The 25,915-nt window shown below is 72.8% G+C and carries 26 protein-coding genes; 11 read left to right on the plus strand and 15 right to left on the minus strand.

Annotation, left to right across the window (positions count from 1 at the left end; genetic code table 11):
* Positions 1–47: 47 nt before the first annotated feature.
* The 8 genes from moeZ to FCH28_RS28230 form a co-directional block, all read right to left on the minus strand.
* Positions 48–1,226: an adenylyltransferase/sulfurtransferase MoeZ gene (moeZ, locus tag FCH28_RS28195; protein WP_136742980.1), complete on the minus strand. Its 1,179-nt coding sequence runs from the start codon at positions 1,224–1,226 to the stop codon at positions 48–50.
* A gap of 70 nt (positions 1,227–1,296) precedes the next feature.
* The gene (locus tag FCH28_RS28200) at positions 1,297–2,076 is read right to left on the minus strand and encodes a spherulation-specific family 4 protein (RefSeq protein ID WP_136742981.1); all 780 of its coding nucleotides are present in this window, start codon (positions 2,074–2,076) and stop codon (positions 1,297–1,299) included.
* Positions 2,064–3,020 carry an NAD-dependent epimerase/dehydratase family protein gene (locus tag FCH28_RS28205; protein WP_136742982.1) on the minus strand — a complete coding sequence of 319 codons (957 nt, stop codon included), beginning with the start codon at positions 3,018–3,020 and terminating at the stop codon, positions 2,064–2,066. The genes FCH28_RS28200 and FCH28_RS28205 overlap by 13 nt, the downstream gene beginning before the upstream one ends.
* Before the next feature lie 268 nt (positions 3,021–3,288).
* Positions 3,289–4,593, minus strand: a complete 1,305-nt coding sequence (locus tag FCH28_RS28210; protein WP_246103291.1) for a hypothetical protein — start codon at positions 4,591–4,593, stop codon at positions 3,289–3,291.
* Positions 4,590–4,811, minus strand: a complete 222-nt coding sequence (locus tag FCH28_RS28215; protein WP_136742983.1) for a hypothetical protein — start codon at positions 4,809–4,811, stop codon at positions 4,590–4,592. Before FCH28_RS28215 ends, FCH28_RS28210 begins: the two co-directional genes overlap by 4 nt.
* A complete protein-coding gene (locus tag FCH28_RS28220; protein WP_136742984.1) occupies positions 4,804–6,714 on the minus strand; it encodes a DUF3492 domain-containing protein in 1,911 nt (636 codons plus the stop codon). Before FCH28_RS28220 ends, FCH28_RS28215 begins: the two co-directional genes overlap by 8 nt.
* Positions 6,715–6,939: 225 nt before the next feature.
* Entirely contained in the window at positions 6,940–8,238 is a 1,299-nt protein-coding gene (locus tag FCH28_RS28225) for a DUF3152 domain-containing protein (RefSeq protein ID WP_136743161.1), read from the minus strand.
* 164 nt (positions 8,239–8,402) lie between these two features.
* On the minus strand, positions 8,403–9,437 hold the full coding sequence (locus FCH28_RS28230) for an alpha/beta fold hydrolase (protein ID WP_136742985.1): 1,035 nt from the start codon (positions 9,435–9,437) through the stop codon (positions 8,403–8,405).
* Between the two features lie 174 nt (positions 9,438–9,611).
* On the opposite strand from FCH28_RS28230, the gene FCH28_RS28235 reads away from it, so the two are divergent.
* The 4 genes from FCH28_RS28235 to FCH28_RS28250 all read left to right on the plus strand — a co-directional run bounded on the left by FCH28_RS28235 (position 9,612) and on the right by FCH28_RS28250 (position 11,529).
* Complete coding sequence (locus FCH28_RS28235; protein WP_136742986.1) at positions 9,612–9,830, plus strand: hypothetical protein; 219 nt, start codon at positions 9,612–9,614, stop codon at positions 9,828–9,830.
* Positions 9,831–9,978: 148 nt separating this feature from the next.
* Complete coding sequence (locus FCH28_RS28240; protein ID WP_136742987.1) at positions 9,979–10,629, plus strand: TetR/AcrR family transcriptional regulator; 651 nt, start codon at positions 9,979–9,981, stop codon at positions 10,627–10,629.
* A gap of 127 nt (positions 10,630–10,756) precedes the next feature.
* Positions 10,757–10,984: a DUF3107 domain-containing protein gene (locus FCH28_RS28245; protein WP_187363945.1), complete on the plus strand. Its 228-nt coding sequence runs from the start codon at positions 10,757–10,759 to the stop codon at positions 10,982–10,984.
* A 242-nt stretch (positions 10,985–11,226) separates the two neighbouring features.
* On the plus strand, positions 11,227–11,529 hold the full coding sequence (locus FCH28_RS28250; protein WP_136742989.1) for a hypothetical protein: 303 nt from the start codon (positions 11,227–11,229) through the stop codon (positions 11,527–11,529).
* A 140-nt stretch (positions 11,530–11,669) separates the two neighbouring features.
* Here FCH28_RS28250 and FCH28_RS28255 read toward each other — a convergent pair whose 3' ends face one another.
* On the minus strand, positions 11,670–12,407 hold the full coding sequence (locus FCH28_RS28255) for a ferritin-like fold-containing protein (protein ID WP_136742990.1): 738 nt from the start codon (positions 12,405–12,407) through the stop codon (positions 11,670–11,672).
* 530 nt (positions 12,408–12,937) lie between these two features.
* On the opposite strand from FCH28_RS28255, the gene FCH28_RS28260 reads away from it, so the two are divergent.
* Together FCH28_RS28260 and FCH28_RS28265 are read left to right on the plus strand one after the other, a co-directional pair.
* A complete protein-coding gene (locus tag FCH28_RS28260; protein ID WP_246103292.1) occupies positions 12,938–14,947 on the plus strand; it encodes a DEAD/DEAH box helicase in 2,010 nt (669 codons plus the stop codon).
* Positions 14,948–15,054: 107 nt separating this feature from the next.
* Complete coding sequence (locus tag FCH28_RS28265; protein WP_136742991.1) at positions 15,055–15,927, plus strand: alpha/beta fold hydrolase; 873 nt, start codon at positions 15,055–15,057, stop codon at positions 15,925–15,927.
* Positions 15,928–15,961: 34 nt separating this feature from the next.
* Here the strand turns inward: FCH28_RS28265 and FCH28_RS28270 are convergent, their stop codons facing one another.
* Positions 15,962–16,888 carry an NYN domain-containing protein gene (locus tag FCH28_RS28270; protein WP_136742992.1) on the minus strand — a complete coding sequence of 309 codons (927 nt, stop codon included), beginning with the start codon at positions 16,886–16,888 and terminating at the stop codon, positions 15,962–15,964.
* Positions 16,889–17,093: 205 nt separating this feature from the next.
* On the opposite strand from FCH28_RS28270, the gene FCH28_RS38300 reads away from it, so the two are divergent.
* Positions 17,094–17,246: a hypothetical protein gene (locus FCH28_RS38300; RefSeq protein WP_169314269.1), complete on the plus strand. Its 153-nt coding sequence runs from the start codon at positions 17,094–17,096 to the stop codon at positions 17,244–17,246.
* 105 nt (positions 17,247–17,351) lie between these two features.
* Here the strand turns inward: FCH28_RS38300 and FCH28_RS28275 are convergent, their stop codons facing one another.
* The 4 genes from FCH28_RS28275 to FCH28_RS28290 all read right to left on the minus strand — a co-directional run bounded on the left by FCH28_RS28275 (position 17,352) and on the right by FCH28_RS28290 (position 20,660).
* Positions 17,352–17,957 (minus strand): MarC family protein, encoded by a 606-nt coding sequence (locus tag FCH28_RS28275; RefSeq protein ID WP_136743163.1) that lies wholly within the window; start codon positions 17,955–17,957, stop codon positions 17,352–17,354.
* A 159-nt stretch (positions 17,958–18,116) separates the two neighbouring features.
* A complete protein-coding gene (locus tag FCH28_RS28280; RefSeq protein ID WP_136742993.1) occupies positions 18,117–18,971 on the minus strand; it encodes a PHP domain-containing protein in 855 nt (284 codons plus the stop codon).
* Positions 18,972–19,133: 162 nt separating this feature from the next.
* Complete coding sequence (locus FCH28_RS28285; protein ID WP_136742994.1) at positions 19,134–19,796, minus strand: DUF6758 family protein; 663 nt, start codon at positions 19,794–19,796, stop codon at positions 19,134–19,136.
* 276 nt (positions 19,797–20,072) lie between these two features.
* Positions 20,073–20,660, minus strand: coding sequence for a suppressor of fused domain protein (locus tag FCH28_RS28290; RefSeq protein WP_136742995.1), 588 nt, complete (start codon positions 20,658–20,660; stop codon positions 20,073–20,075).
* 448 nt (positions 20,661–21,108) lie between these two features.
* On the opposite strand from FCH28_RS28290, the gene FCH28_RS28295 reads away from it, so the two are divergent.
* Positions 21,109–22,221: a magnesium and cobalt transport protein CorA gene (locus FCH28_RS28295; protein ID WP_136742996.1), complete on the plus strand. Its 1,113-nt coding sequence runs from the start codon at positions 21,109–21,111 to the stop codon at positions 22,219–22,221.
* 175 nt (positions 22,222–22,396) lie between these two features.
* A complete protein-coding gene (locus tag FCH28_RS28300; protein ID WP_136742997.1) occupies positions 22,397–22,936 on the plus strand; it encodes a hypothetical protein in 540 nt (179 codons plus the stop codon).
* Positions 22,937–23,011: 75 nt separating this feature from the next.
* Here the strand turns inward: FCH28_RS28300 and FCH28_RS28305 are convergent, their stop codons facing one another.
* On the minus strand, positions 23,012–23,788 hold the full coding sequence (locus tag FCH28_RS28305; protein WP_425472012.1) for a hypothetical protein: 777 nt from the start codon (positions 23,786–23,788) through the stop codon (positions 23,012–23,014).
* A gap of 211 nt (positions 23,789–23,999) precedes the next feature.
* Here FCH28_RS28305 and FCH28_RS28310 point away from each other — a divergent pair, with 211 nt between their 5' ends.
* Positions 24,000–25,304, plus strand: coding sequence for a magnesium transporter MgtE N-terminal domain-containing protein (locus tag FCH28_RS28310; protein WP_136742998.1), 1,305 nt, complete (start codon positions 24,000–24,002; stop codon positions 25,302–25,304).
* Positions 25,294–25,875, plus strand: coding sequence for a DUF1003 domain-containing protein (locus tag FCH28_RS28315; protein WP_136742999.1), 582 nt, complete (start codon positions 25,294–25,296; stop codon positions 25,873–25,875). The genes FCH28_RS28310 and FCH28_RS28315 overlap by 11 nt, the downstream gene beginning before the upstream one ends.
* Positions 25,876–25,915 lie beyond the last annotated feature (40 nt).

Genomic DNA, 25,915 nt, shown 5'->3' on the forward strand with positions numbered 1-25,915 from the left:
CGGTCCGCGGACGATGCGGACCGGCGCCTTTCGTGTGCGGCGCGGGATCAGTAGATCGGCTTGTCCGGCTCGATCGTGTTGACCCAGCCGATGACGCCGCCGCCGACATGCACCGCGTCGGCGAAGCCGGCGGACTTCAGGACGGCGAGGACCTCGGCGGAGCGGACGCCCGTCTTGCAGTGCAGGACGATCTTCTTGTCCTGCGGCAGGTCCTGGAGGGCGGTGCCCATCAGGAACTCGTTCTTCGGGACCAGCCGGGCGCCGGGGATCGAGACGATCTCGTACTCGTTCGGCTCGCGGACGTCGATGATCTCGATCTTCTCGTCGGCGTCGATCCACTCCTTGAGCTGCTTGGGAGTGATCGTCGAGCCGGCCGCCGCCTGCTGGGCCTCCTCGGACACGACGCCGCAGAAGGCCTCGTAGTCGATGAGCTCGGTGACGGTCGGGTTGTCGCCGCAGACCGCGCAGTCGGGGTCCTTGCGGACCTTGACCTGGCGGTAGGTCATCTCCAGCGCGTCGTAGATCATCAGGCGGCCGACGAGCGGGTCGCCGGTGCCGGTGAGGACCTTGATCGCCTCGGTGACCTGGATGGAGCCGATGGACGCGCAGAGCACGCCCAGGACGCCGCCCTCGGCGCAGGAGGGGACCATGCCGGGCGGCGGGGGCTCGGGGTACAGGCAGCGGTAGCAGGGGCCGTGCTCGCTCCAGAACACCGACGCCTGGCCGTCGAAGCGGTAGATCGAACCCCACACGTACGGCTTGTTCAGCAGCACGCAGGCGTCGTTGACCAGATAGCGGGTGGCGAAGTTGTCCGTGCCGTCCACGATCAGGTCGTACTCCGCGAAGATCTCCATGACGTTCGTGGAGTCCAGGCGCTCTTCGTGCAGGTTGACCGTGACGTACGGGTTGATGCCCAGCACCGAGTCCTTGGCGGACGCGGCCTTGGAGCGGCCGATGTCCGACTGGCTGTGGATGATCTGGCGCTGGAGGTTGGACTCGTCGACCTCGTCGAACTCCACGATGCCGAGAGTGCCGACGCCGGCCGCGGCCAGGTACATCAGCGCGGGCGAGCCCAGGCCGCCGGCGCCGACACACAGCACCTTGGCGTTCTTCAGCCGCTTCTGCCCGTCCATCCCCACATCGGGAATGATCAGGTGGCGGGAGTACCTGCGGACCTCGTCGACGGTGAGCTCGGAAGCGGGCTCGACCAGGGGTGGCAGCGACACGAAGACCTCAACATGGGTGTTGACTGGTAATTCAGTACGGACGTTCTCCGTAACACTGCCACGCCCTTCTTCATTCCGAGACACCCGGTCCGATGCGCGAGACAAATTCGTCCCAGTAGCCGGGCAGCGACTCCCAGGCATCACCGCCCCGGTCACGATGATCGGTGAAGTACACCGTGCCGGCCCCCTGCCAGCGGGCGATCCGCAGCGCTTCGTCCAGATGTGTCCGCGGCACTCCGTGGACGAGGTGGCAGAACCGCTCGGGCGGAAGATCGGCGGTCCACTCGGCCACCTGCGACCAGCGGTAGTCGGTCCACGGGCCGGCGAAGGTCACCAGCTGGTCCGCGTGCTCGGCGTAGCCGGGACAGGGGTGGGTGCCGTGCCCGAAGACGAGATAGGCGTCGTCGAGCAGGGCCCGCAGGGTGGTGGCGATCCGCCGGGTTTCGGGAAGCCGTGTCCGGTCCGTGGGACAGCGGTCCATCCAGAAGCCGTCCACCTTGTACCACTCCAGGTAGCGGTGCGCGTCGGAGATCAGCTCGCCGAAGGGGCGCGCGCCGTTCCCCAGGTCCAGATGGCCGATCAGGCGGATGCCGGCCGCGCGCAGCCGGGCCGCGGCCGGGAGGCAGTGCGGGTCGGGGCGGGCCCCCGGCCCGTTGGACACGTTGAGCACCGCCCAGCTCACCGGCGCCACGGGGCCACGGCCGTGCCCCGCCCCCCGGGTGCAGCGCAGGAGCTCCGCCCATTCGGTGGGCGCGAGCAGCGGATGGGCGAAGCCGGGTACGCCGATGCCCAGCGGCCCGGCGCCGGTGGCCGCGCGGGTGAGGTCGGTGGGGGTGGTCAGATACGACATGCGGCCTCCATCCAGATGTCGGCCAGCGATTCCTCCAGGCCGATCCGGGGGCGCCAGCCGAGGCGGTCGCGTGCGGTGCGGACGTCGGCCTGCTGCCAGGCGCCGCAGCCGTCCGGATACGGGTAGGTGGCGGGCGGCGAACCCACGGTGTGCTCGGTCGCCGGGGCCGGGATCACCAGCCGGGCGGGCGGCGAGTCGAGTTCGTGCAGCGAGCCCCCGAAGCCGGCGACCCGGGCGAGCACGGAAGCGGCCTCGCGCAGCCGTACGGCGCGTCCGGTGCCGATGTTGACGACGCCCTGCGCGGCGGAGAGCGAGGCGGCGTGCACCGCCCGCGCGATGTCGCGGACGTCGACGAAGTCCCGTTGGACGCCGAGCCCGCCGAGTTTGAGTTCGCTGTCGCCGGACTGCATCGCGCGGCGCATCGCCTCGGCGAGCCGGCCGAGCGGCGAGCCGGCCGGGGTGCCGGGGCCGACCGGCGAGAAGACCCGCAGCACCACGGCGTCGAGCCCGGAGCCCAGGACCAGTTCGGTGGCGGCGAGCTTGCTCACGCCGTACGGCCCGCCGGGGCGCGGCACCGCGTCCTCGGCGGTGGACGAGCCGGGCTGGGAGGGGCCGTACTCGGAGGCGCAGCCCAGCTGCACCAGCCGGGCGCCGCAGCCGCTGCGCCGCAGCGATTCGCAGATGGTGGCGACCGCGACGGTGTTGTGCCGGGTCAGCTCGCGGGCGCCGCCCCGGGTGGCGCCCGCGCAGTTGACGACGACCCCGGGGTGGACGGCGTCGAGGAAGCGGGTGAGTGCGCCGGGGCTGCCGGTGGCCAGGTCGAAGCGGACGTCCGCGTCGTCGCCCCGGCCGAGCGCGGTGAGCTGGACGGCGGGGTCGGCGAGCAGGCGGTCGGCGACATAGCGGCCGAGGTACCCGTTGGCACCGATGAGCAGGACCCTCATCGTGCGACCCCCCGGTGCCCGTGGCCAGTGGTGGGGTGGACGTTCATGTGTCGTGCTCCTAAGGCGGGTTGCGGGAAGGAGGAAAACTTCAGCGGGGGGCCGAGGACGGCCGGCGGGTTCGGCGTCCGCCTCGGGGGCGGGGCCGTGTGGGGGGAGGTGCCCGCGCCGAAGGTCCCGGAACGGCCGTGTCGGGGTGCCGCTCCGGGGGTGGTGCGTGGTGGGGGTGCCGAGGGGGTGGCGCGGTGTGCACCGGGGGTGGTCGGGAGGGTCACGGCCGGTCCGCCTCCAGCGGCAGGGCGGCGGCGGGCGAGTGCGCGCGGGCGCCGGTCAGCACCCGCAGGCCGTGGACCAGCAGGCCGAGTGCGGCGGCCGCGCAGGCCGCGGCGGGTACGGCGGCCGGTCCGGCGAGGGTGGTCAGTGCCTCCACCGGGCGGCCGGCCAAGGCCAGGCCGGGGATCCGGGCGATCAGCACCGTGGCCAGCGCGAGGGCTTCCAGGGCGGCGGCGAAGGCCACGCCGGCCGCTGCCGCCCGCGGGAAGCCGTGCAGGGCGAGCAGCCGGGCGAGGAAGAGCAGCAGCCCCAGGGCGGCCGCCGCGGTCGCGGGCAGCATCCCCCGGAGGGTGCTGCCCGCGCCCCCGAAGAGCAGTCCCGCGCCGGCCAGCAGCGCCACCTGCGCGCCCAGGAAGAGCAGGGTGACGCCGACCAGCAACGGCCGGGTCCGGGCGGCGAGTTCGGTGAGGCAGCGGCTGGCGGCGAGGAAGCGCCGTCCGCGTACCGCGAACCGGTGGGCGCACCAGGCGGCGGGGGCGATGCCGAAGGCCAGCGCCACGGCGGTGGCGAGGTCCGCCCTGGGGTGCACGTACGGGAGACCGTCGATGAGGCTGCGGAGGCTTCCGCCGGCCGTCAGCCGGGCCAGCAGCCAGTCGCCGTAGACGGCGTACCCCGCCGTCCAGCAGGTCCACAAGGCCGCGGTCCGGGGTCCGGCCTGGTGGCGCACCCGCAGCGGCCCTGACCGTACGCCCAGTCGCACCGCGAGGACGACCAGCACGATGCCGGTGACGGCAACCGCCGGGCGCACCAGGGGAGTTGGCGCGTCCGCCGCGTCGACGGCGGCGACCGCCGCGACGCAGACCGCGCCGGGCAGCAGATGCAGCGTCCAGCGCACGCTGCGGGAGCGCCCGGAGGGCTCGGCCCGGGGCGCCGGGGTGTCGTCGGACTCGGCGCGCGGCACCCGGGCGTAGAGCTCCTCGGCCAGCGAGAAGACATCACGGTGCCGGAACCGGGCGGCCGTACGGTCGGTCACGCCGTGCGCCTCCAGCCCGGCGGCGATCTCCAGCGCGTCGACGGCGTGTTCGCAGAGCTTGCGGTGCCGGTGCATCAGGGCGCGCACGGGGTCGGCGGGGCCACGGCGCGCGGGGCGCGGTGTCCCCACCGGAACCGTGGAGCCCTTCGCGTCCCCGGTGTTCTCGGCGGCCTCGGCGCCCTCGATGTTCGCGGCGTTCCCGATGTTCCCGATGTCTTTCCGGGCGGACGGGCCACCGGGCGCCGTGCGCTCCGTCTCCGACGCGGTCATGCCCCGGCCCCTGTCCCCCGGGCCTGCCCCGGGTTGCCGGCGTACGCCGCGCCCGCCGCCTGCCGGACGCCCGCCGCCCTCGCCGCTTTCGCCACACCCGCCGCCACCGTCATGTCCGTCGCCACCGTCCTCTCCAGCACGCTCACCACGTCCACCACGTCCACCACGTCCACCTCGTCGCCGTCCCGTGCCGCGCTTCCCTCCCCGGCGTCACGCATGCGCACCGCCCCCGAGCCTCCGGAGTGCGCCGGCGCCGACCGGCACAGCGGTCGTCCGACCGGGTCTCCCGGCCGGCCCGTCGGCCCGCCCCGTGGCACCGCCGTCCGCATTCGACGGCCCGGCGGCCTCCTCCCCGGGGTACGCCCCGACCGGCTCCGCCCGCGCTGCCTTGGCCCAGCTGGGCGTACGCCCCGCCGGATCGGCGGCAGGGGTGGCGGCGGGCCCGGCCCAGCGGCCCGGGACATGCGACTCGGCGGGGCGGGCGAACGGCCGCGGTACGCCCTGCGCGTCCACCGCCGGGCAGGCGGCCGGACGGGCCGGGGCGCGCGAGATCAGCTCCAGGTAGATGCCACGAAATGCCGTGATGTTCTGCTCGGCGGTGAACAGTTCGAGCGCCCGCGCACGGGCCGCCGCGCCCAGCCGCGCCCGGCGCTCCGGGTCGCCGAGCAGGGCGCCGACCGCGTCGGCGAGAGCGCGGGGGTTGCGCGGCGGGACCACCAGCCCGGTGCCGCCGATGACTTCGCAGACCGCGCCGGCATCGGTCGACACCGTGGCGCGGCCGCAGAACATCGCCTCCACCAGGGAGCGCGGAAAGCCCTCGATGACGCTGGAGAGGACCACGACGGCGGCGGAGGCGTACGCGTCCTCCAGCGACGGCAGGTCCGGGCCGCCGATCTCCTCGAAGGTGACCGGGTTCTCGCCGATGGTGCGGGCGTCGGCCGCCTCGTCGGGGAAGAGCTGGGCGGCCAGCGACCGGCAGTGCGCCAGGTAGCCGGCGGCCTGGGGGGCGCGGCCGACCCCGCCGACGATCCGCAGAGTGGCCTCCGGCTCGGCCCTGCGGATCTCCGCGAAGGCGTGCAGCAGGGCGACCAGGTCCTTGGCGGGCTCGATCGCCCCGACCCAGACCAGTGTCTTGGAGTCGTCCGGCTGGGCGTCGGCGACGGAGGCGAAACGGGCGGCGTCCATGCCCGGGTAGACGGTGCGCAGCCGGGCCGTGTCGGCGCCGCAGCGCTGCTGCCAGCGCCGGGCGTGGGTGTTGCCGGGGGTGATCAGCGCGGCCTGTGCGTAGGTCTCCGCGACGAGGGCTCCCTGGAAGGCGGCGAGCAGTGCGCGTACGGCAGCGCTCAGGGGCGCCGCCGCGCGTGCGAGGTAGTGCTCGCGCAGCCGGACGCCGTACTCGGTGACCAGCAGCGGAGTGCCGAAGAAGCGTTTGGCCAACAGCCCGGGGAGGGCCGCCGCGCCGCCGGACGTGGCATGGCAGAGGTCCACGCCGCCGAGCCCGGGGTCGAAGCTGTCGCCGTACCAGTCCAGCGACAGCGGGCGCAGCGCGAGTTCGAGGTGTTCGGTGACGGCCAGGAAGTCCTGGAGCTGTGCGCCCTGGGCGGCGCGCAGCGCCCGGTGGCCCCGGCAGGCGCCCTCCAGGATGCGTACGGCGTCCTCGGAACGCAGGAGTGCGGGCAGTCCGCCGTGTTCGCGGGCGAGTTCGGCGAGCCCGTAGAGTCCGGCGGCGAAACGGTCCGCCTGTCCGGCGGCGGGCTCGCCGGGGCCGCCGCCGGCAGCGGCGGACGGGCCTTCGGGGGGCTGGCTGCCGAAGGCCGCCGCGAGGTCGCCGAAGTGCTCGGCGAAGCGGCGGCGGTCGCGGCGTGCGGCCGTGCGGCCCCTGCGCTCCTCGACGTGCCGCCGGTGTTCCTCGGGGAACTCGCCCCACAGCGGCGCGGTGCGCACCAGGCGGACGTGTTCCGGCACCCGTTCCCAGCCCCGCGCCTCCTGGCGGGCGCCGGTGGTCAGGGCGTAGATCTCGAAGTCATGGCCGGGGAGCCCGCGTACGAGCCGGTCGCACCACCCCCACGACTCACCCGACGCATACGGATAACCACCCTCGGTCAGCAGCCCCACGCGCACGAGTGCACCCCCGCCCTTCCTGTCGGTGTCCCTGGCGCGACGGTCTCCCCGTCACCTGCAGGAAGAAGCTACGCAAAGGGTCCGGTGGCCCGATGGACGGTTGTCCATCGCGCCACCGGAAGGGGTGAACGGGCGTGACTTTCCGCCCCGGGGGACGTTCCAGCGCGCTATGTGATCGCTACGCGACAGTTCGTAGTGCGCGGCCGGCCGCCCACCGGCCCCGGCTCACCGCTCGGTCGGGAACGGCCACGAGTTGGGCCGGCAGGTCGCGCCGTCCGTCGTCAGGAATTTCGTCTGCTGCATCATCACGGGTGCCAGTGCGCCCGGCCGGGAGCACGCCTCGTGGTCGTGTCCGAGCCGGTGGCCGACCTCGTGGTTGATCAGCATCTGGCGGTAGGCGTGCATCTTGTCGTCGCCGTAGGTCTTCGCGCCCTGCGCCCACCGGTACGCGTTGATCATGACGCGCTCGGTCGCCGCCGAATCGCAGGAGACGTTGTCCTCGGTGGTGTCCAGACCGGACTTCGCACACCACTTCGCGGTGGTCCCCGGGCTGGCCAGCGTGATCACGAAGTCGGCGTCGCCCGACCCCACCCGCTGGAACGTCCGCACCCCGCCGTGCGCCCAACTGCGGTCGTCGTTCAGGGTCTTGTGCACCGCGTCGGCGAAGAGCGTTCCGTCCAGCGGCAGCCCCTCCTCGACGTCGACGCGATAGCGCAGCACCTTGCCCCGGCCGGGCGCCCTGGCGTCCCCGCCGGTCGCCTTGAAGCGGCCGCTGCCGGTCAGCTTCGCGTCCAGCGGGAAGACCTGCGCCATCTTCTGGTCGTACGTGGCGGGCTTGGCGTCCGGCGTCGGCCGGGGGTGCGACCTGGACGCCTGGTCGTCGGTCCCGTCCGCGCGGTCCGGGCCGCTCCGGGCCTGTGCCGCCTCACCCTCGTTGTGCTGGTCGGCGACCTGGCCCGCGATGACCACGGCGAGCACGGTGGTGACCGCGGCGGCCGCGGCGCCGGTGAACGTACGACCCTTGGCGCCCTTCGTGTCGTCCGGCTCCGCCCCGTCCGCGTACGCGTCCCCGTAGGTGTCGGCGTCCTCGTACGACGGATCCGCCGGACCGTGCGGCCCCGCGCCGTCCGCGCCGAGTCCGTCGCGCCGGTCCAGCTCGTCGATCTCGTCCCGGTCGAAGACCACCGACCGCCCGGTGAACCGGCCGCCGGGCGGCAGCCCGTCCCCGCCGCGCGCCCCGGGAGCACCGGCCAGGAACACGTCGTCGTCCGAGAAGGCGTCCAGGTATTCCCGGCGTGGGCCGCCCGGGGGCGGGGTGTGCGGTGTACCCAGGGGCGTACCGAATCCCACCGGGCCGCCGACGGTCCCGCGGGCCGTGCCCCCCGGCTGCCCGAATCCGCTCACCCCGGCCGCGCCCGCCGCACGCGGACGGGGCACCCTCGGTGTGCCATGGGCGGGCGTCGGAGCCGGGGGCGCGCCCCAGCCGCCGCCCGGTTCGCGCTGCTCGGGGTGGCCGCCGCGCACCCCGCCGCCCTGCGGCCCGTCCGGTGCGCGCCGTCGACGCCCCTGCCCCGGTGTGGGCGCCGCCCCGCCGGGCCCGGCGGGCGCGGGGGACGGAACTGTGTTCTGCGGACCGTCGGCTGCGGTGTCCGGCGCCGGCCGGCGGCTATGGCGTCCCACTGGCCTGTTCAGCTCCTGCCCGCGTCGGCGGTTATCCCGGTCGGTCCGGCCGGCCGGCTGTCGAGCAGCTCGCGGAAGGCCCGCGCCACCGTCTCCGGATACTCCATCATCGCCACGTGCCCCGCCTCCGGCAGTGTCAGCAGCCGCGAACCGCGGAACGCCGCGGCCGCCCGCCGCGCCATCCGATAGGAGACCAGGCGGTCGCGTCCACCGTAGACGAGAAGCGTCGGCGCCAGGACCCGCTCTGCCTGACGCCACAAATTGTGCTGCCCGCCGAGCGTGTACGCGTTCACCAGACCGCGCGTCGAGCGCTCCATCACCTCCCAGAAATAAGGGAGTTCGAGGCGCCGCGCGAATTCGTCGACCGCGGAGTTGAAACCCTCGGGGGTGATACGGCCGGGATCGCCGTAGCAGAGCGCCAGTACTTCGCGGGTGCGCTGCTCGGGCGTCCAGTCCTGGGTGAGCCGGCCGAAGAGCCGGGTGATGCCGGGGACCGCGAGCAGCGCCGTGGGCATCGCCGTCAGCTGCGGCCGCAGTTCGGGCAGCGCGGGAGAGATCAGTGTCAGGGTGCGGACGAGATCCGGGCGGACCGCCGCCACCCTGGTCGAGACGGCGCCGCCGAGCGAGTTGCCGAAAAGGTGGACCGGGCCGCGCCCGGACGCGTCGAGATAGCGGATGACCGCGCGCGCCTGCGCGGAGACGGAGTAGTTGCCGTCGTCCGGCGGCGGTGAGGTGCCGAAGCCGGGCAGGTCCAGGGCCTCGCCGTCCACCCGGTCCGCGAGCAGCGGCATCAGGGCCGACCAGTTCTGCGAGGAGCCGCCGAGGCCGTGGACGTAGAGCGCGCGCTCGCGGGCCCGGCCGCCGTCCGGCTCCGCCCCGTCCCGCTCCCCCGGCGTCCCGGCGGACGCCCGCACCGTCAGCGTCAGGCCCGGCAGGGGCACGGAGCGCACCGCCTCCACCCCTCCCGTCCGGGCGCCGGGGCCGGCTGGCGGCACCGGGAGGGCGGCGGCGGTGCTGGTGTCCGGCGACTCGGTCGAAGACATGGGGTCGATGTTACGAGACGATCACGCCCCGAATTGTGTGTTCGCCGTCACACACCGCATCGCGCTGCCGCGGCCGCTCTCCTAGGCTCGTATCTAGGGCCGCCGCTCCACAGCGACCGCCCGGCCCCTGCTTCCTGCCCAGGCACCGGCCGTCCCGCGAGAGAGGGAGCCACCATGCGCGTCGACCCATCCGACCCGGAGACCTTCGAGGAAGACGACAGCACGACCGAGTACGACGTGGAGGCGCCGGAAGCGGACGCCGAGGAACAGCACGCCGACCTCGCCCCGCAGCGCGACGACGAACTGACAGGTGACGATGCCGACTCCGCGAACCTGGCGGATCTCGCCGAACAGGCCCGCGTCATAGAAATCAACGAAGACGAATACCGATGACCTGGACTGTTATGTCGCCTTCCGGCAGCGGTCCCGGCCAGAAATTCTCGGCTCCGACCGCGCACAGCCGGGTTACCCAAAAGTACGATGGCGGGCGCGGTGCACCATCTTGTGCGGTCCGCGTAAGGAACGAATTCTGGGAGGCAGCGTGAGCGCCATCGAGCAGACCGAGGCGGCGCGCCCGCGGGGCACACGCCTGCCACGCCGCGCCAGGCGCAACCAGCTTCTGGGCGCTGCGCAGGAAGTTTTCGTCGCGCAGGGTTACCACTCGGCCGCCATGGACGACATCGCCGAGCGCGCGGGCGTCAGCAAGCCGGTGCTCTACCAGCACTTCCCCGGCAAGCTGGAGCTCTACCTGGCGCTGCTGGACCAGCACTGCGAGTCGCTGCTCCAGTCGGTACGTACCGCGCTGGAGTCGACGACCGACAACAAGCAGCGGGTCGCGGCGACCATGGACGCCTACTTCGCCTATGTCGAGGACCCGGGCGGTGCCTTCCGGCTGGTCTTCGAGTCGGACCTCACCAACGAGCCGGCCGTCCGCGAGCGGGTGGACAAGGTCTCGCTGGAGTGCGCCGAGGCGATCAGTGCGGTGATCGCCGAGGACACCGGCCTGTCCAGGGACGAGTCGATGCTGCTGGCCGTGGGCCTGGGCGGGGTCTCCCAGGTGGTGGCCCGCTACTGGCTCTCCTCGGAGAGCACGGTGCCGCGCGACGGAGCGGTGCAGCTGCTGACGTCGCTCGCCTGGAGGGGCATCGCCGGTTTCCCGCTGCACGGCACCGAGGCGCCCCAACAGCACTGACCTTGTTCGCTGCGGGCGTTGCCCATGAATGCCCGACGGAGACGTGCCCGCCCTCGTACCGGGCTAATGTGTGCTGCGTACGGCGCGGATCGCCGCGTATCCAACTGACCGTCGGAGGGACAAAGCCGTGGAGGTCAAGATCGGCGTGCAGCACGCGCCCCGCGAGATCATTCTTGAGAGCGGGCAGTCTGCCGAGGATGTCGAGCGCGCGGTGGCTGACGCGCTGGGCGGCAAGTCAACCCTGCTGAGCCTCGTGGACGACCACGGTCGCAAGGTCCTGGTCCCGTCGGACCGGCTGGCCTACGTGGAGATCGGCGAGCCGACCGCCCGCAAGGTCGGCTTCGGCACGCTCTGAGCATCGCCGCGGACGCGCCCCGCGTCCCGGCACAAGGGCGGCGGCCCGGAGGACTTCCCTCCGGGCCGCCGCCCTTTCCGTTCCCCACACGCCCACCGGGCTGCCCGCCGTTCGTGTCGTTCCGGCTGCGCTGATCAGGCAGGCGGTCGGCGGCGGGAGGGTTGCTGGCGACGGCCCCTGGGTACGACCGCCTACGACCGATTTGTTCGTCCTATCGGCCTTGCCATGCGGGAGGGAACAGCATGCTCATCTGGGAAGCGCTGGGCTCCGTGCTCATCGGGCTCGCCATCGCCCTGGCCGCCACCCGGTGGCTGCCGGGACGCTTCGCCTCGCGCACCCTGACGCTGGCCACCGGCCCCGTCGCCGCGCTGTTCGGCGCGCTGCTGACCCGTTCGATCCTCGGCCCGGGACATCCCGTGGAGGTGCTGCTCGCCGCGCTCGCCGTGGGCGTGGCACTGCTCTCGGTGCTGATCCGCCCTCCGCGATCCCCGCACCACCGGCTGCGCCGCCCGACGGCCCCTCTGAAGGGCCACCGGACGGCCTGAGGCCGCCCGACGCGGCACCGTGACCGCGCACCCCCGGAACGCCGGAACGTCGGAAACGTCACAAGGGACCGGACCCCTCGGCGGGGTGCCGGTCCCTTCGTGGCTGCGCGGTGGCGTTGCCGCGCGGTGTCGCCGGGGCTTTACGCCGCCAGCCCCAGCGCCGCCATCCGCTTGGTGTGCGCCTCGGTGATCCGGGAGAACATCCGGCCGACCTCGGCCAGGTCGAAGCCGTCGGCCACGCCGCCCACCAGCATCGTGGAGAGCGAGTCACGCTCCGCGACCACCCGCTGCGCCTGCGAGAGCGCCTCGCCCATCAGGCGCCGCGCCCACAGGGCCAGCCGGCCGCCGACCCGGGGATCGGCCTCGATCGCGGCCCGTACCTTCTCCACGGCGAACGACGCGTGCCCGGTGTCGTCCAGGACGGCCAGCACCAGATCGCGGGTGTCGGAGTCCAGCCGGGCGGCCACCTCGCGGTAGAAGTCACTGGCGATCGAGTCGCCGACATACGCCTTGACCAGGCCCTCCAGCCAGTCCGAGGGCGCGGTCTGGCGGTGGAACTCGTCCAGTGCGGCGGCGAACGGCTCCATCGCCTCGTTCGGCTCCGCCTCGATCTGCGCGAGCCGCTCCCGCAGCCGCTCGAAGTGGTGGAATTCGGCCGAGGCCATTTTGGCCAGTTCTGCCTTGTCGTCCATCGTCGGTGCGAGCTTGGCGTCCTCGGCCAGCCGCTCGAAGGCGGACAGCTCGCCGTATGCGAGCGCGCCGAGCAGATCGATCACGGCCGCCCGGTAGTGCGGTTCGGCGGATGCCTGCGCCCAGTCCTGGGCAGCGATCCCGGTGTGTTCTTGCGCGTCAGCAGCGGCGTTGTCAGGCGTTCCCATGACCGGCACAATAGCCCGCCCGGCGGCCCTGGGAAGGCCCTGGCCAGCCACTCCGGGTGCACCCGTGCGAACGGCCGGCCGAACCGCCGTGCCCGCGTCCCGCCGGGCAGTGACGAATTCCTCACCCATACAAGTCTTCGGATGCCGGGACGCATCCGGGGTACAGTGCTATGAGACCTGCCGAGTTTCGGTGGGTCGTTCCACGAATGCGGATGCCCGGTCGGTGGCCCGATCGGCTCCAAACCGACCGCCCTCCCCCGCGGCGCGTACGAGACGTACGCACAGCAGGAGGGACACCGCTCGCGGCACGAGTGCCTGAGCGTTGGCAGTGGTCCCGCGCCATCCGGCTCTTTCAGGTCGGCCCCCGTACGAACCCGTACGACGGCACGGTACGACCCCCTTCGCCGCCTTACGCCGCGTCTCACAGAAGAGGCAAGATTCTGTCTACGTTCCGAGAGCTCGGGATTTTCCCCGAGACCGCCGAGGCCCTTGAGGCCGTCGGCATCGTTTCCCCCTTCCCCATCCAGGAGATGACCCTCCCCGTCGCCCTCTCCGGCAACGACGTCATCGGCCAGGCCAAGACCGGCACCGGCAAGACCCTGGGCTTCGGCCTGCCGCTCCTGGAGCGGGTCACCGTCCCCGTCGACGTCGAGGTGGGCCGCTCCAAGCCCGAGCAGCTGACCGAGGCCCCGCAGGCCCTCGTCGTCGTGCCCACCCGCGAGCTGTGCCAGCAGGTCACCAACGACCTGCTCACCGCCGGCAAGGTGCGCAACGTCCGGGTCCTGGCGATCTACGGCGGCCGTGCCTACGAGCCGCAGGTCGAGGCGCTGAAGAAGGGCGTCGACGTCGTCGTCGGCACCCCCGGCCGGCTGCTCGACCTCGCGGGCCAGAAGAAGCTCGACCTCTCCCAGGTCAGGAGCCTGGTCCTGGACGAGGCCGACGAGATGCTCGACCTGGGCTTCCTGCCCGACGTCGAGAAGATCATCCAGCTGCTGCCGGCCAAGCGCCAGACGATGCTGTTCTCGGCGACCATGCCGGGCCAGGTCATCTCGCTGGCCCGCCGCTACATGTCGCAGCCCACGCACATCCGCGCCACCTCGCCGGACGACGAGGGCAAGACCGTCGCCAACATCGCCCAGCACGTCTTCCGCGCGCACTCCATGGACAAGCCGGAGATGGTCGCGCGCATCCTCCAGGCCGACGGCCGCGGCCTGGCCATGGTCTTCTGCCGCACCAAGCGGACCGCCGCGGACATCGCCGACCAGCTCTCCCGGCGCGGCTTCGCGTCCGGCGCGGTGCACGGCGACCTCGGCCAGGGCGCCCGCGAGCAGGCGCTGCGCGCCTTCCGCAACGGCAAGGTCGATGTCCTGGTCTGCACCGACGTCGCCGCCCGCGGTATCGACGTCGAGGGTGTGACACATGTCATCAACTACCAGTCGCCCGAGGACGAGAAAACCTATCTGCACCGCATCGGCCGCACCGGCCGCGCGGGCGCCAAGGGCACCGCGGTCACCCTCGTCGACTGGGACGACATCCCGCGCTGGAAGCTGATCAACAAGGCGCTGGACCTGCCGTTCGACGAGCCGGAGGAGACGTACTCCACCTCGCCGCACCTCTACGAGCTGCTCGACATCCCCGAGGGCACCAAGGGCGTACTGCCGCGTGCGGAGCGCACCCGGGCCGGGCTGGCCGCCGAAGAGGTCGAGGACCTCGGCGAGACCGGCGGCCGCGGGCGCGGTCCGCGCCGGTCGGCGGCCGCGGTGGCCGAGGAGGAGCGTCCCAAGCGGACCCGTACGCCGCGGCAGCGGCGGCGGACGCGGGGCGGTACGCCGCTGGACGGCGGCTCCGCGGACGCCCAGGGTGCCGCCCCGGCGGACACCGCCGAGGGCGCGGAGGGCGCGGCCGAGCCGCGTCAGCCGCGGCGCCGTCGCCGTACCCGCGGCGCGGCCCAGAGCGCGCCGGCCGCCGTCGCGGCCCCCGAGGCCGTGGAGGCGGTAGCGGTCTCCGAGAGCGCCGCGCCGGTCGCCGAGGCGGCGACGTCGAATGAGGCAGCCGACGCCGCCGAGGCACCCGCCAAGCCGCGCCGGCGCCGCACCCGCAGCGCCGCCAAGGCCGCGGTGGACACGGCGCAGTCCGTCGAGTCGGTGGTGGTCACCGAGCCGGTGGCGACCGCCGAAGCCACCGAGGCGCCGGCGAAGCCGAAGCGGACGCGGACCCGTAAGGCCGCCGCCAAGCCGGAGACGGCGGAGGCGACGGCGGCAGCCGCTCCGGCCGAGGCCGCCGTGGACACGGCTGAGGGCGCGGAGGCCAAGCCGAAGCGCACCCGCACCCGTAAGACCGCCGCGAAGGCGGAGGTCGTCGAGGCCGCCGCCGAGGACGCGCCGGCCAAGCCGAAGCGGACCCGGACCCGTAAGGCCGCGGCCAAGCCGGAGACGGCGGAGGCGGCCGCTCCGGCCGAGGCCGCCGAGGCCAAGCCGGTCCGGCGCCGTACCCGCGCCAAGGCCGCCGCCCCGGCCGCCGAGGCGACGCCCGAGAGCTGATCCGGCGATCAGAAGGCCCGGCACCCGCACCACGCGGGGGCCGGGCCTTCGGCGTTCCCGGGCGCCGCCGTGACCGCGCACCGCCCGCGCCCCGATAGCCTCGTGCCATGAGCAGGCCGCCCACTCTCACGCTCCCCCCCTGCGCCCGCGCGTACCGACTCGGCACCGAGCGCGGCGCGTTCGCCGTGCACGACGCCCGGCCCGACGGCGCCCCGATCGGCACCGCCCTGCTGGTGCCCGGATTCACCGGCAGCAAGGAGGACTTCATCGCGCTGCTCGCGCCGCTCGCCGCCGCCGGGTTCCGGGCGGTCGCGGTGGACGGCCGCGGGCAGCACGAGTCCCCCGGCCCGCGCGACGAAGTCGCTTACGCACAGGGCGAGTTGGCGCTGGATGTGCTGGCCCAGGCGAGGGCCGTACGGGACGCCGACGGCGGGCCTGTGCATCTCCTGGGGCACTCCCTGGGCGGTCTGGTCACCCGTGCCGCGGTGCTGCGCGATCCGGCCCCGTTCCGTTCGCTGACCGTGCTCAGCTCCGGCCCGGCGGCCATCGCCGCGTCCCAGCAGGCCAGGGTGCGGATGCTGATCGAGGCGCTCGGCGTGCTGGACAGGGAGACGGTCTGGCAGAAGATGCGGGAGCTGGATCCGCCGGAGGCGGCGAACGCGGCGACGCCGCCGGAGATCGGCGCGTTTCTGTACCGCCGGTGGATGAACACCGTTCCCGAGCAGCTGATCGCCACCGGCCGGCAGATGCTCACCGAGCCGGACCGGGTCGCGGAGCTGGCGGCCGTACCGCTGCCCAAGCATGTGATCTCCGGCGTGGTCGACTATGCCTGGCCGGTGCCCCTGATGGACGCGATGGCCGAGCGGCTGTCCGCCCGCCGCACGGTCGTCGAGGGCGCGGAGCACTCCCCCAACGCCGAACAGCCGGCGACCACCGCCGCGGCGCTGGCCGGGTTCTGGGAGGCGGCGGGGCAGGGGTAGCCCGACCGAACCCGCTCACCCGGACCAAGCGCGCCTAGTACTGCCCCTGGACGTGCTCCCAGAAGCCGTCCCGCAGCACCCGTCGCAGGTCGGCATGGTTGCGCAGGGAGTGCTGGAGCATCGCCTCCGCGGTGGTCAGCAGCTCCTGGTCGACGGTTCCCGGCAGGTACGGGTGGCCGGGCAGCAGCTCGGCCACCCACTCGCGGCCGCGTTCGGCCAGCCACTGGGCGGCCACCCGCGCGCCGACGAAGCGGACCTCGTCGCGGGTCGGCGCCGGCCCCTCGCCCGCCATGGGGTCGGCGAACTCGGCGCCCGGCCGCCGGGTGACGTACGGCTTGCAGAATTCCAGGTCGAAGGTGCGCTGGCTGTCGACCTCCCACAGCAGCGGCTCGGCCTGGTTGCGGCCGCCGGCGGCCTCGATGCCCCACAGGTGGACGCGCGCGCCGTAGCCCTGTGCCGCCTCCACCGCGGAGACCAGGTCCTCGTCCCCGCCGATGAGGACCGCGTCGCTGATCGCGCGGTGCCGGGCCAGCGACTCCAGGTCCGACCGGATGAGAGAGTCGACGCCCTTCTGCTGGTTGTTGGCGTTGAGGTTGCCGAGTCTGACCTTGACGTCGGGGAGCTCGGCGATGCGCTGCTGCTCCTGGGTGTGGATACGGCGGCGGGCGCCGTCGTACCAGTAGACGCGCAGCAGCCGGCTGTCCGGGAAGATCGTCCGGGCCTTGTCGATGAACGCCTCGATGATCCCCTCGGCGTCCAGGTCGAACGCCCTGCGGTCCTCCGTGCCGGCGACCAGCCGCCCGGTCGCGGCGTACACATAGCCCGCGTCGACGAACGCCGCGTGGGTGGAGGGCGTGGTGGCGACCTCGGCGAGCACGCGGGTGAGCAGCTCGTTGGTGCGCTCGATACCGGCGGCCAGCGCGGCGAGGTCGGTGGGGCCCGTGGGCGGGATGTTGCTCATACCGGGTCCATTGTCCGGGCGGTCACTCTCTGGGCACAACCGCTCTCCTACCAGCGAGTACTTAGGTCCTCGAAAAATTTCTTTAGCGTAGGGAATAATTGTGTTGGGCATGCCGTTGTGCCCATACGGAACGCCCGGCAACGAAGCCCGGCAAGCCGTACCAAACAGTTCTCCTCAGGAGGATCAGACGAAGGGAGAAGCCTTTATGCGCTTCGAGATCATGCGCCTGGACGACGTCGACGGCGCCGCCGTGGACACCACCGTCGTGGACGCCGCCTCCGTCAACCGGATCGTGCAGCAGGCCGCCGCCATAGGCCAGCGCATCTACATCCGCCCGGCCGACACCATCGCCCGCTAACGGCCGCCCGCGGCCTGACGACCCGGCCGCGACATGACGCGCCGGCGCCCCCGTACACACGAGGTGTACGGGGGCGCTTCGCGTATCCGGGGCCGGCCCGGGGCGTCAGGATCCCTGGATCACCTGCGTGACACCGTTGATGATCTGCTGCACGGCCAGCGCGGAGAGCATCATGCCCGCCAGCCGCGTCACCAGCACCACACCGCCGTCCTTGATGACGCGGATGATCACCAGCGAGAACCGCATCACCACGTACAGCACCACATGGATCGCGACGATCGCCGCCCAGACGGACACCTGAGCGCTGAGACCGTTCGCGTGCTGCACCGCCAGAATCACCGACACGATCGCGCCGGGCCCGGCCAGCAGCGGCATCCCCAGCGGCACCAGCGCCACATTGACGTCCTTGGTCTGGGTCGGCTCCTCCGACTTGCCGGTCAGCAGATCCAGCGCGACCAGCAGGAGCAGCAGACCACCCGCGATCATCAGGGCCGGCGTCGAGATGTGCAGCCGCCCCAGGATCTGCTCGCCGAAGAGACCGAAGACGGCGATGACGCAGAAGGCGACGGTGGCGGCCTGCCAGGCCATCCGGCGCTGCACCTTGGCCGGCCGACCGGAGGTCAGGGCCAGGAAGATCGGCGTGATCCCCGGCGGGTCCATGATCACGAAAAGGGTGACGAAGAGAGTACTGAAAACGGCGATGTCGAACACGGTGATGGCCTTGCAGGAGGTGGTACGGACGAACGGAACACGGGCGCGCGGCAGCGAGGGCCCGTCAGGGGGTGCGGAAATCGACACGGCGTCCCGGTCTGGGCACGCCTTGGGCACGGCGGGGCCGCGAAACGGCCGCGGCGGTCCGACGGGGCGGGCTCAGCCGCCCGTGCCGGGAACGGGGAAGGCGCCGGTCGCGCGGCGCACGATCTCGCCGTAGATCTCGGGGTCGGTGGTGCAGTCACCGAGGCGGCAGGACTTGCGGCTGCCGTGGTAGTCGCTGGAGCCGGTGGTCAGCAGCCCGAGGTCGGCGGCGAGCGAGCGCAGCCGGGCGCGGGTCGGCTCGTCGTGCTCCATGTGGTCGACCTCGATGCCGTCGAGGCCGGCCGCGGCCAGCTCGGCTATCGCGCTCTCCGGTACGCAGCTGCCCCGCTTGACGGCCAGCGGATGCGCGAAGACGGTGACCCCGCCCGCGGCCTTGATCAGCCGGATCGCGTCGAACGGGTCGAGCTCGTGCTTCTCCACGTACGCCCGGCCGTCGTTGGCCAGCCACTGTGAGGTGAAGGCGTCGGAGACGGACGCGACCACGCCCAGGTCGACGAGGGCGGTGGCGATATGCGGGCGCCCCACGGCGCCGTCCCCGGCGATCCGCGCCACCTGCTCCCAGGTGACCGGCACCCCGAGCTCGCGGAGCTTCCCGACCATCGCCCGGGCCCGCGGCACCCGGTCGTCCCTGACCAGCTCCCGCTCGCGGGCGAGCGCCGGCTCCTCGGGGTCGAAGAGGTAGCCGAGCATGTGCAGGCTCACCCCGTCGATCCGGCACGAGAACTCGGTACCGGTGACCAGCGTCAGCCCCTCGGGCAGCGCGGCGCGCGCCTCGGCATGGCCGCCGACGGTGTCGTGGTCGGTCAGCGCGACGACGTCAAGACCGGCGGCCGCGGCGTTCCGCACCAGCTCGGCGGGGGTGTCCGTGCCGTCGGACGCGGTGGAGTGGGTGTGCAGATCGATGCGCACGACGCTGACTCCAGACTGCGGCGGGACGGACGGGACGGGGGCATACGGCCGGGCACGGGGCCGTAAGGGGGTCCTCAGAAGGATACCGGCCGGGCGGACATGCCCCCGTCAGCCGGTCGGCCGGTCGGCCGGCAGGCCCTCGGGCGCCGGCCGTCCCCGCCGTCAGCCGGGCCGCTGCCCTTCCCCGCCGCTCAGAATGCGCGGCGAGAGCGCGCCGCACGGCAGCAGATCCACCTCGGCACCCGCCTCGCGGAGATCGGTCAGCACCATCTCGTCGTACAGCAGCATGCCCGCCTGCTCGGGCCAGGCGATCGCCCACAGCCACAGGCCGCGGGCCTCACCCGCGAAGACCGCGCGGTCCTCCGGCGAGCCCTGGACATGCCACATCGGGGTCGGACGCCCCGCGGCCAGCACCTTGGCGTGCGCCGCCTTCTCCATGCACAGGTGCGGGCCGGGGTCGGGCCCGTCGATACCGGCATAGCGGGCGCCGAGTCCGACGCCCAGCTCCTCGGCGATCAGCAGCAGCTCGCCGGGGCCGCCGAGCGGCCCGGGGCCCGAGCAGGCCACCGCGGTCGCGCGGCCCCCGCTGCGGTCGTCACCGGCGCAGGCCACACCCGTGAACAGCCAGCCGACGGGCAGCGGCCAGGGCATCCACACGGGCACCTGCGCACGGTGCACGACGACGCCGAGCGCCTCGACGCTCGGCGGGACGACTGGCTGGAGTGGGTGCACGGTCCCATGCACGGCGCACTGCCAGGAGTCGGAGAAGAGACCGGGCGCCCGCACCCGGCCACCGCACTTCGGGCAACTGGGTTCGCCCCTCATAAGGACCAACGGTCCTCCAGGGCTGCCGTCGCGTCAAGGACGATCACCCGTCCGGTGTGCCCCACAACACGCCCCCGCGCGCGCCCTCGGCCACCTCTCACCCCTATTCCCCCACCGCCCCTGGTGGCGACAGCAATATTTGGCCCGACTCACCCATTGGAGGCGGCCGGGGCGTCCGGCAGCGGGCCGCACAGAGCGGCGCCCGCCCCCCCCTTCCCGGCCTGACGCACCATCAGCAATGACAGCGCTCAGCCATCGGGACGACCCCGACCCCGCTCAGTCATCGAGCGGTACGCCCGAACGCAGCGGGTCACGGAGATCCGTACCGTTCCGGAGCCAGCGCTCCTGCAGCGCCTCCGCCCCGTGCACCCGCTTCCACGCGGCCTCGTTGGGCGTCATCGGCAGCAGCGGTAGAAAACGCACCGGGTCCATGGGCTCGTCCAGCTCCAGGTCCTCGACGAGACCACCGGACTCGGCGACCAGCACCGAGGTGAAGGGCGCCCCCGGCCACAGCGGATCACCCACGTCCAGCGAGGCACCGGGCGCCACGACCACCCCTTCGACCTGCGGGGACGCGGCGAGCACGGCGAGCGGCCGCAGCACCTTGTCGGTGTCCGCGCGGCCACCGCGCACCGACAGCAGGAGTTCGGCACGCGGACCCTTGAGGGGGTCGGCCAGTACGGCGGTGGGGTCGGCCATCGGCTGGGCGGACATCCCGAGCGTGGCATAGCGGATGACCCCGTTGTCCACGAAGCGGAGCACCTCGATACGGTCGGTCCCGAGGAATGTGACGGCGGCGCGCGCGTCCGGCTCGCCCAGCGCGCTGCGCAACCGTGCTTCAACCAGCTCAAGAACGTCAGACATGCCGCGAGCATAGGACGGGTATCGAGACGGCAAAACGGCGCGGTAAGGCGTCAAGCGGCTGATAGCCTTGCCGTCTGGTCAGGGAATGACGTCGTCCCCCAACGGGGACCGGCCGGAGGAGGTGGGGCTGCGGTGGATCCGAGTCGACCGTGCAGTACCGATAGTTCTCCTGTCATCCCCCTCGCGCAGCGAATCTCCTGATCCGAGAGCTTCCGTACCCCGCCGCTGAGCGGCGAAACCCGTGAAGTTCCTTTGCGCCGGATGTAGATGACGGAAGAGCGCCTTCGACTCTTTGTTCCGTGTTCTCTGCGAACTGCCGTCAGTGTCACCGCACGGAGCGCCGCCCGCTTTGCGGACGTACGGCCGACGAAGCCTCGTACGTCCACGTTCCGGGCAGCGCTGCGCCCCGCGCCCGTAGGCTGACGGCCGGCCCGTGAAGGAGCCTGCCATGTCGATGATCCGCGACCTGCGCGCCGCCGTCCGCCCGTCCCGGCGCCGCGACGTCTCCCCGTACCGCTACGAAAACCCCGCCACCGCCTGCCCCAACAGCGCCATCGTCGACTGCGGGGTCTACCGCGAGGGCCGCCGGGTGCGCGAGCACCTCAGCCCGGCCGAGGCGATGGCCAGCGTGCGGGCCGAGGGCGGCTTCGCCTGGATCGGGCTGCACGAGCCGACCGAGGCCGAATTCGCCGGCATCGCCCAGGAGTTCGGGCTGCACCCGCTGGCCGTCGAGGACGCCGTCCACGCCCACCAGCGGCCCAAGCTGGAGCGCTACGACGACACCCTCTTCACCGTCTTCAAGACGGTCCACTACGTGGAGCACGCCGAGCTGACCGCGACCAGTGAGGTCGTGGAGACCGGTGAGGTGATGTGCTTCACCGGGCGGGACTTCATCGTGACCGTGCGGCACGGCGGCCAGGGCTCGCTGCGCGCCCTGCGGCACCGGCTGCAGGACGACCCGGAGCTGCTGGCCAAGGGCCCGTCCGCGGTGCTGCACGCCATCGCCGACCAGGTCGTCGACGGCTATATCGCGGTCGCCGGCGCGGTCCAGGACGACATCGACGAGGTGGAGATCGACGTCTTCAGCTCGGGCAGCAACGGCAAGGGCTCCTCGAAGGGCGGCGACGCCGGCCGGATCTACCAACTCAAGCGCGAGGTGCTGGAGTTCAAGCGCGCGGTGTCGCCGCTGCTGCGGCCGATGCAGCTGCTCAGCGAGCGCCCGATGCGGCTGGTCGACTCCGACATCCAGAAGTACTTCCGGGACGTCGCCGACCACCTGGCGCGGGTCAACGAGCAGGTGCTGTCCTTCGACGACCTGCTCAACTCCATCCTCCAGGCCAATCTGGCGCAGGCGACCGTGGCGCAGAACGAGGACATGCGCAAGATCACGGCATGGGCGGCGATCTTCGCCGTGCCGACGATGATCGCCGGGATCTACGGCATGAACTTCGACTACATGCCGGAGCTCAAGTGGAAGTTCGGCTATCCGGCGGTACTGCTGGTGACGGCGGCCATCTGCTTCGGGATCCACCGGGGGTTCAAGCGCAACGGGTGGCTGTGACGGCCCGGACGACGACCCGGACCTCCACCCTCCATCCGGAGGTTGGTACAGCCGCCGGTACCGCCGTCAGACACGGGCCGGTCCGCGGAACATCGCCGGATTCGCGCGTTCCCTCCACCGCTGGGCCGGCGCACCGCCCCGGGTCGCGCCGGCCGCGCCCATTAGGCTGAGCCTTATGACGGAGACCGTGTCGCAGGCCCTGCAGGATCGGGCGCTCATCGAAGAGGCCACGAAGAAGTCCGGCCTCATCTGGGTCCGGGGCGCTTCGGGCCCGGCGCGTGCGCTGTGGCATCTGTGGCATGACGGTGCCGCCTGCGTCGTCGGGGACGGTGCCGGGGAGCAGCCGCTGGCCGACCTCGGGCTCACCGACGGCGGCCCGGCGACGGTCACCGTGCGCAGCAAGGACAAGGGCGGCCGGCTGATCGCCTGGCAGGCCCGGGTCGCCGAGCTGGCACCGGACAGCGAGCCCTGGCGGGCCGCGGTCGAGGAGCTGAAGGGCAAGCGGCTGAACGCGCCGGACGCGGACACCCTCACCGAGCGCTGGGCCCGCGAGTGCCGGGTGCTGCGGCTGGAGCCGACCGGCGCCGCCGAGCAGCGCCCCGGTGCCATGCCCGAGGACTCACACGCCGCCCCGCCGCTGCCGTCGCCCGCCATCACCCGGCGGCCCGCCCCGGCCGCGCTGCCGAAGCTGCTGCGCCGGGGCCGTAAAGGCTGATCCGGCCGGCGCGTACCGGCCGGCCTCGGCAGACACCGGCCACCGCCGTGCAGCGCGCGCTCGCGCGGCCGCCGATCAGCCGTCGCCCGAGATCTTCTTGCCGTAGTCGACGACCTGGTCCTTGGCCGGGGCCTTGAGGTCCACGGACTTGCCCCAGTCGTCGAGCCGGACCACACCGGCGCCGCCCGCTCGCTGCAACCGCAGCGGATAGGGCGTGCCCTCCAGGGAGACGTCCAGGGTGCCGCCGGAGCCCGCGCCCGCGGAGAGCCGGATGGTGCGGACCCCGTCGATCTCGTCACGGTCGCCGGCCGTCAGCTTGCCGTGCAGCGCCAGCAGGCTGCCGAGCAGCACGTCCTTGTCCGTGAAGCCGCTGAAGCGCTTGTAGACGGGGTCGGCGGAGGGCACCTTGACGTACTTGCCGCCGAGTTTCTGCGCGGCGGCCGCGTCGGACTTGCCGCCCTTCTCACCGGCCCAGAACGCCGCGTCCGCCTTCAGATAGAGCTCGTCGCCGACCCGCAGCAGCTGGAACCCGGCAGCCTTCGTGGTCAGGTCGCCCCTGGCGCCTTCCTTCGCGAGCCGCATGTCCAGCTTGTAGGTGCGGCCCTGGCTGACGACGTTGCCGGAGAGCCGGACCGTTTCCGCACTCTTGGCCGCCGCCATCGCCTTGGCCTCGATCTTCGCGGCCGGCAGCTTTCCCACGCCGTTGGTGCCGGCGTCCGGGTCCTCGTCGGCACCGCAGCCCGCCAGAGCCAGGGCCAGTCCCGCGCACACCGCCCCCGCGAGCGCGGCCCGCCCGGTGCGGCGGGGTACGGGCAGGGGTCGGGGACTCGTCCCCGAGGGGATTGCAGTCACGTCGGCTCTGCCTCCTGATGCGGTTGACCTGGACAGCAGACCGCAGCGTACCCGGGCGCGTGCGCGGATTCCGGCGGGGCGGGTGGCGGCAGCCATACGGCCGAATCTCCCCGGGGCGGCGCCGACCCGGGCGCGTTAGCCTGAACCCGGATCAATGCCCTGTTCAGGGCGGAACGGGATGAGTGGAACGGGACCGAGGGAGGCGCTCCGCATGGCAGTGCTGACCCCCCGGGTGTTCGTCTCCCACCTCTCCGGCATCGCCGTCTTCGACCCCAACGGCGACCAGGTCGGCCGCGTCCGGGACCTCGTCGCGATGCTCCGGATCGGCGCCCGCCCGCCACGGCTGCTCGGCCTCGTCGTCGAGGTGGTCAGCAGACGGCGGATCTTCCTGCCCATGACCCGGGTGACCGGCGTGGAGTCCGGCCAGGTCATCACCACCGGCGTGATCAACATGCGGCGCTTCGAGCAGCGGGCGTCGGAGACCCTGGTGCTCGGTGAGCTGCTGGACCGGCGAGTGCGGCTGGTGGAGACCGGCGAGGAGGTCACCGTCCTCGACATCGGCATCATCCAGCTGCCGGCCCGCCGCGACTGGGAGATCGACAAGGTCTTCGTCCGCAAGGGCAAGGGCGGGGCGCTGCGCCGCAAGGGGGAGGCACTGACCGTCGAGTGGTCGGCGGTGACCGGCTTCTCGCTGGAGGAGCACGGCCAGGGCGCGGAGAGCCTGCTGGCCACCTTCGAGCAGCTGCGGCCCGCCGACCTCGCGGGCGTACTGCACCACCTCTCCCCCAAGCGGCGCGCCGAGGTCGCCGCCGCGCTCACCGACGACCGGCTCGCGGACGTCCTGGAGGAGCTGCCGGAGGACGACCAGATCGAGATCATCGGCAAGCTCAAGGAGGAGCGCGCCGCCGACGTCCTGGAGGAGATGGACCCGGACGACGCCGCCGACCTGCTCTCCGAGCTGCCGGAGGAGGAGAAGGAACGGCTGCTGGCCCTGATGCGCCCGGAGGAGGCCGCGGACGTCCGGCGGCTGATGGCCTACGAGGAGCGCACGGCGGGCGGTCTGATGACCACCGAGCCGATCGTGCTGCGCCCGGACGCCACGGTCGCGGACGCGCTGGCCCGGGTACGGGACCCGGACCTGTCCCCCTCGCTCGCCGCCCAGGTCTATGTCTGCCGGCCGCCCGACGAGACCCCCACCGGCAAGTACCTCGGCCTGGTGCACTTCCAACGGCTGCTGCGCGATCCGCCGTTCACCCTCGTCAGCTCGATCGCCGACACCGACCTGCCGGCCCTGCCGCCGGACACCCCGCTGCCCGAGCTGACCAGCTATCTGGCGACGTACAACATGGTCTCCGCGCCCGTCGTGGACGAGAGCGGGTCGCTGCTCGGCGCGGTCACCGTCGACGACGTGCTGGACCATCTGCTGCCGGACGACTGGCGCGAGACCGAGATGCACGGCTCGGCGGTCGACGTGCCCGGCGCCGGGCGCTTCGGGGAGGCCGCGGATGGCCCCTGACGAACGGGAGAGCGCCCGCGAGCGGGGGCGGGCCCACGGCTCCACGGCGCTGCACCGCGGGGCCGCCGAGCGGCCCCGGGTGCGCCTCGACCAGCCGCGCGCGCCGCGCCGCACGTTCTGGCCGGAGTACGACCCGGAGGCGTTCGGGCGGCTGTCGGAGAAGATCGCCCGCTTCCTCGGGACCGGCCGGTTCATCGTCTGGATGACCTTCACCATCATCCTGTGGCTGAGCTGGAACATCTTCGCGCCCGGCCTGCTGCGCTTCGACGAGTACCCGTTCATCTTCCTGACGCTGGCCCTGTCGCTCCAGGCGTCGTACGCGGCGCCGCTGATCCTGCTGGCGCAGAACCGGCAGGCCGACCGCGACCGGGTCACCCAGGAGCAGGACCGCAAGCAGAACGAGCGCTCCATCGCGGACACCGAGTATCTGACCCGGGAGATCGCGGCGCTGCGGATGGGCCTGGGCGAGGTCGCCACCCGCGACTGGATCCGCTCCGAGCTGGAGGACCTGATGCGGGACCTGGAGCTGCGGCGGATGGTCGACGCGGAGAGTGACGAACGCGACCGCTGACGACCTTTCCGGAGGCCCGCTCCATCGCCGTACCATCAGG

It is taken from the genome of Streptomyces piniterrae, from assembly GCF_005048155.1.
GTDB classification, from domain to species: Bacteria; Actinomycetota; Actinomycetes; order Streptomycetales; family Streptomycetaceae; genus Streptomyces; species Streptomyces piniterrae.

What these genes read in the sequence shown, in the direction of transcription:
- FCH28_RS28250 (WP_136742989.1), top strand. Translation starts at nt 11,227, where the DNA reads ATGCTCATCTGGGAAGCGCTGGGCTCCGTGCTCATCGGGCTCGCCATC.
- FCH28_RS28205 (WP_136742982.1), bottom strand. Translation starts at nt 3,020, where the DNA reads ATGAGGGTCCTGCTCATCGGTGCCAACGGGTACCTCGGCCGCTATGTC.
- FCH28_RS28285 (WP_136742994.1), bottom strand. Translation starts at nt 19,796, where the DNA reads ATGAGGGGCGAACCCAGTTGCCCGAAGTGCGGTGGCCGGGTGCGGGCG.
- FCH28_RS28235 (WP_136742986.1), top strand. Translation starts at nt 9,612, where the DNA reads ATGCGCGTCGACCCATCCGACCCGGAGACCTTCGAGGAAGACGACAGC.
- FCH28_RS28300 (WP_136742997.1), top strand. Translation starts at nt 22,397, where the DNA reads ATGACGGAGACCGTGTCGCAGGCCCTGCAGGATCGGGCGCTCATCGAA.
- FCH28_RS28290 (WP_136742995.1), bottom strand. Translation starts at nt 20,660, where the DNA reads ATGTCTGACGTTCTTGAGCTGGTTGAAGCACGGTTGCGCAGCGCGCTG.
- FCH28_RS28265 (WP_136742991.1), top strand. Translation starts at nt 15,055, where the DNA reads ATGAGCAGGCCGCCCACTCTCACGCTCCCCCCCTGCGCCCGCGCGTAC.
- FCH28_RS28200 (WP_136742981.1), bottom strand. Translation starts at nt 2,076, where the DNA reads ATGTCGTATCTGACCACCCCCACCGACCTCACCCGCGCGGCCACCGGC.
- FCH28_RS28310 (WP_136742998.1), top strand. Translation starts at nt 24,000, where the DNA reads ATGGCAGTGCTGACCCCCCGGGTGTTCGTCTCCCACCTCTCCGGCATC.
- FCH28_RS28255 (WP_136742990.1), bottom strand. Translation starts at nt 12,407, where the DNA reads ATGGGAACGCCTGACAACGCCGCTGCTGACGCGCAAGAACACACCGGG.
- FCH28_RS28315 (WP_136742999.1), top strand. Translation starts at nt 25,294, where the DNA reads ATGGCCCCTGACGAACGGGAGAGCGCCCGCGAGCGGGGGCGGGCCCAC.
- FCH28_RS38300 (WP_169314269.1), top strand. Translation starts at nt 17,094, where the DNA reads ATGCGCTTCGAGATCATGCGCCTGGACGACGTCGACGGCGCCGCCGTG.
- FCH28_RS28295 (WP_136742996.1), top strand. Translation starts at nt 21,109, where the DNA reads ATGTCGATGATCCGCGACCTGCGCGCCGCCGTCCGCCCGTCCCGGCGC.
- FCH28_RS28270 (WP_136742992.1), bottom strand. Translation starts at nt 16,888, where the DNA reads ATGAGCAACATCCCGCCCACGGGCCCCACCGACCTCGCCGCGCTGGCC.
- FCH28_RS28210 (WP_246103291.1), bottom strand. Translation starts at nt 4,593, where the DNA reads ATGACCGCGTCGGAGACGGAGCGCACGGCGCCCGGTGGCCCGTCCGCC.
- FCH28_RS28230 (WP_136742985.1), bottom strand. Translation starts at nt 9,437, where the DNA reads ATGTCTTCGACCGAGTCGCCGGACACCAGCACCGCCGCCGCCCTCCCG.
- FCH28_RS28215 (WP_136742983.1), bottom strand. Translation starts at nt 4,811, where the DNA reads ATGCGTGACGCCGGGGAGGGAAGCGCGGCACGGGACGGCGACGAGGTG.
- FCH28_RS28260 (WP_246103292.1), top strand. Translation starts at nt 12,938, where the DNA reads ATGACCCTCCCCGTCGCCCTCTCCGGCAACGACGTCATCGGCCAGGCC.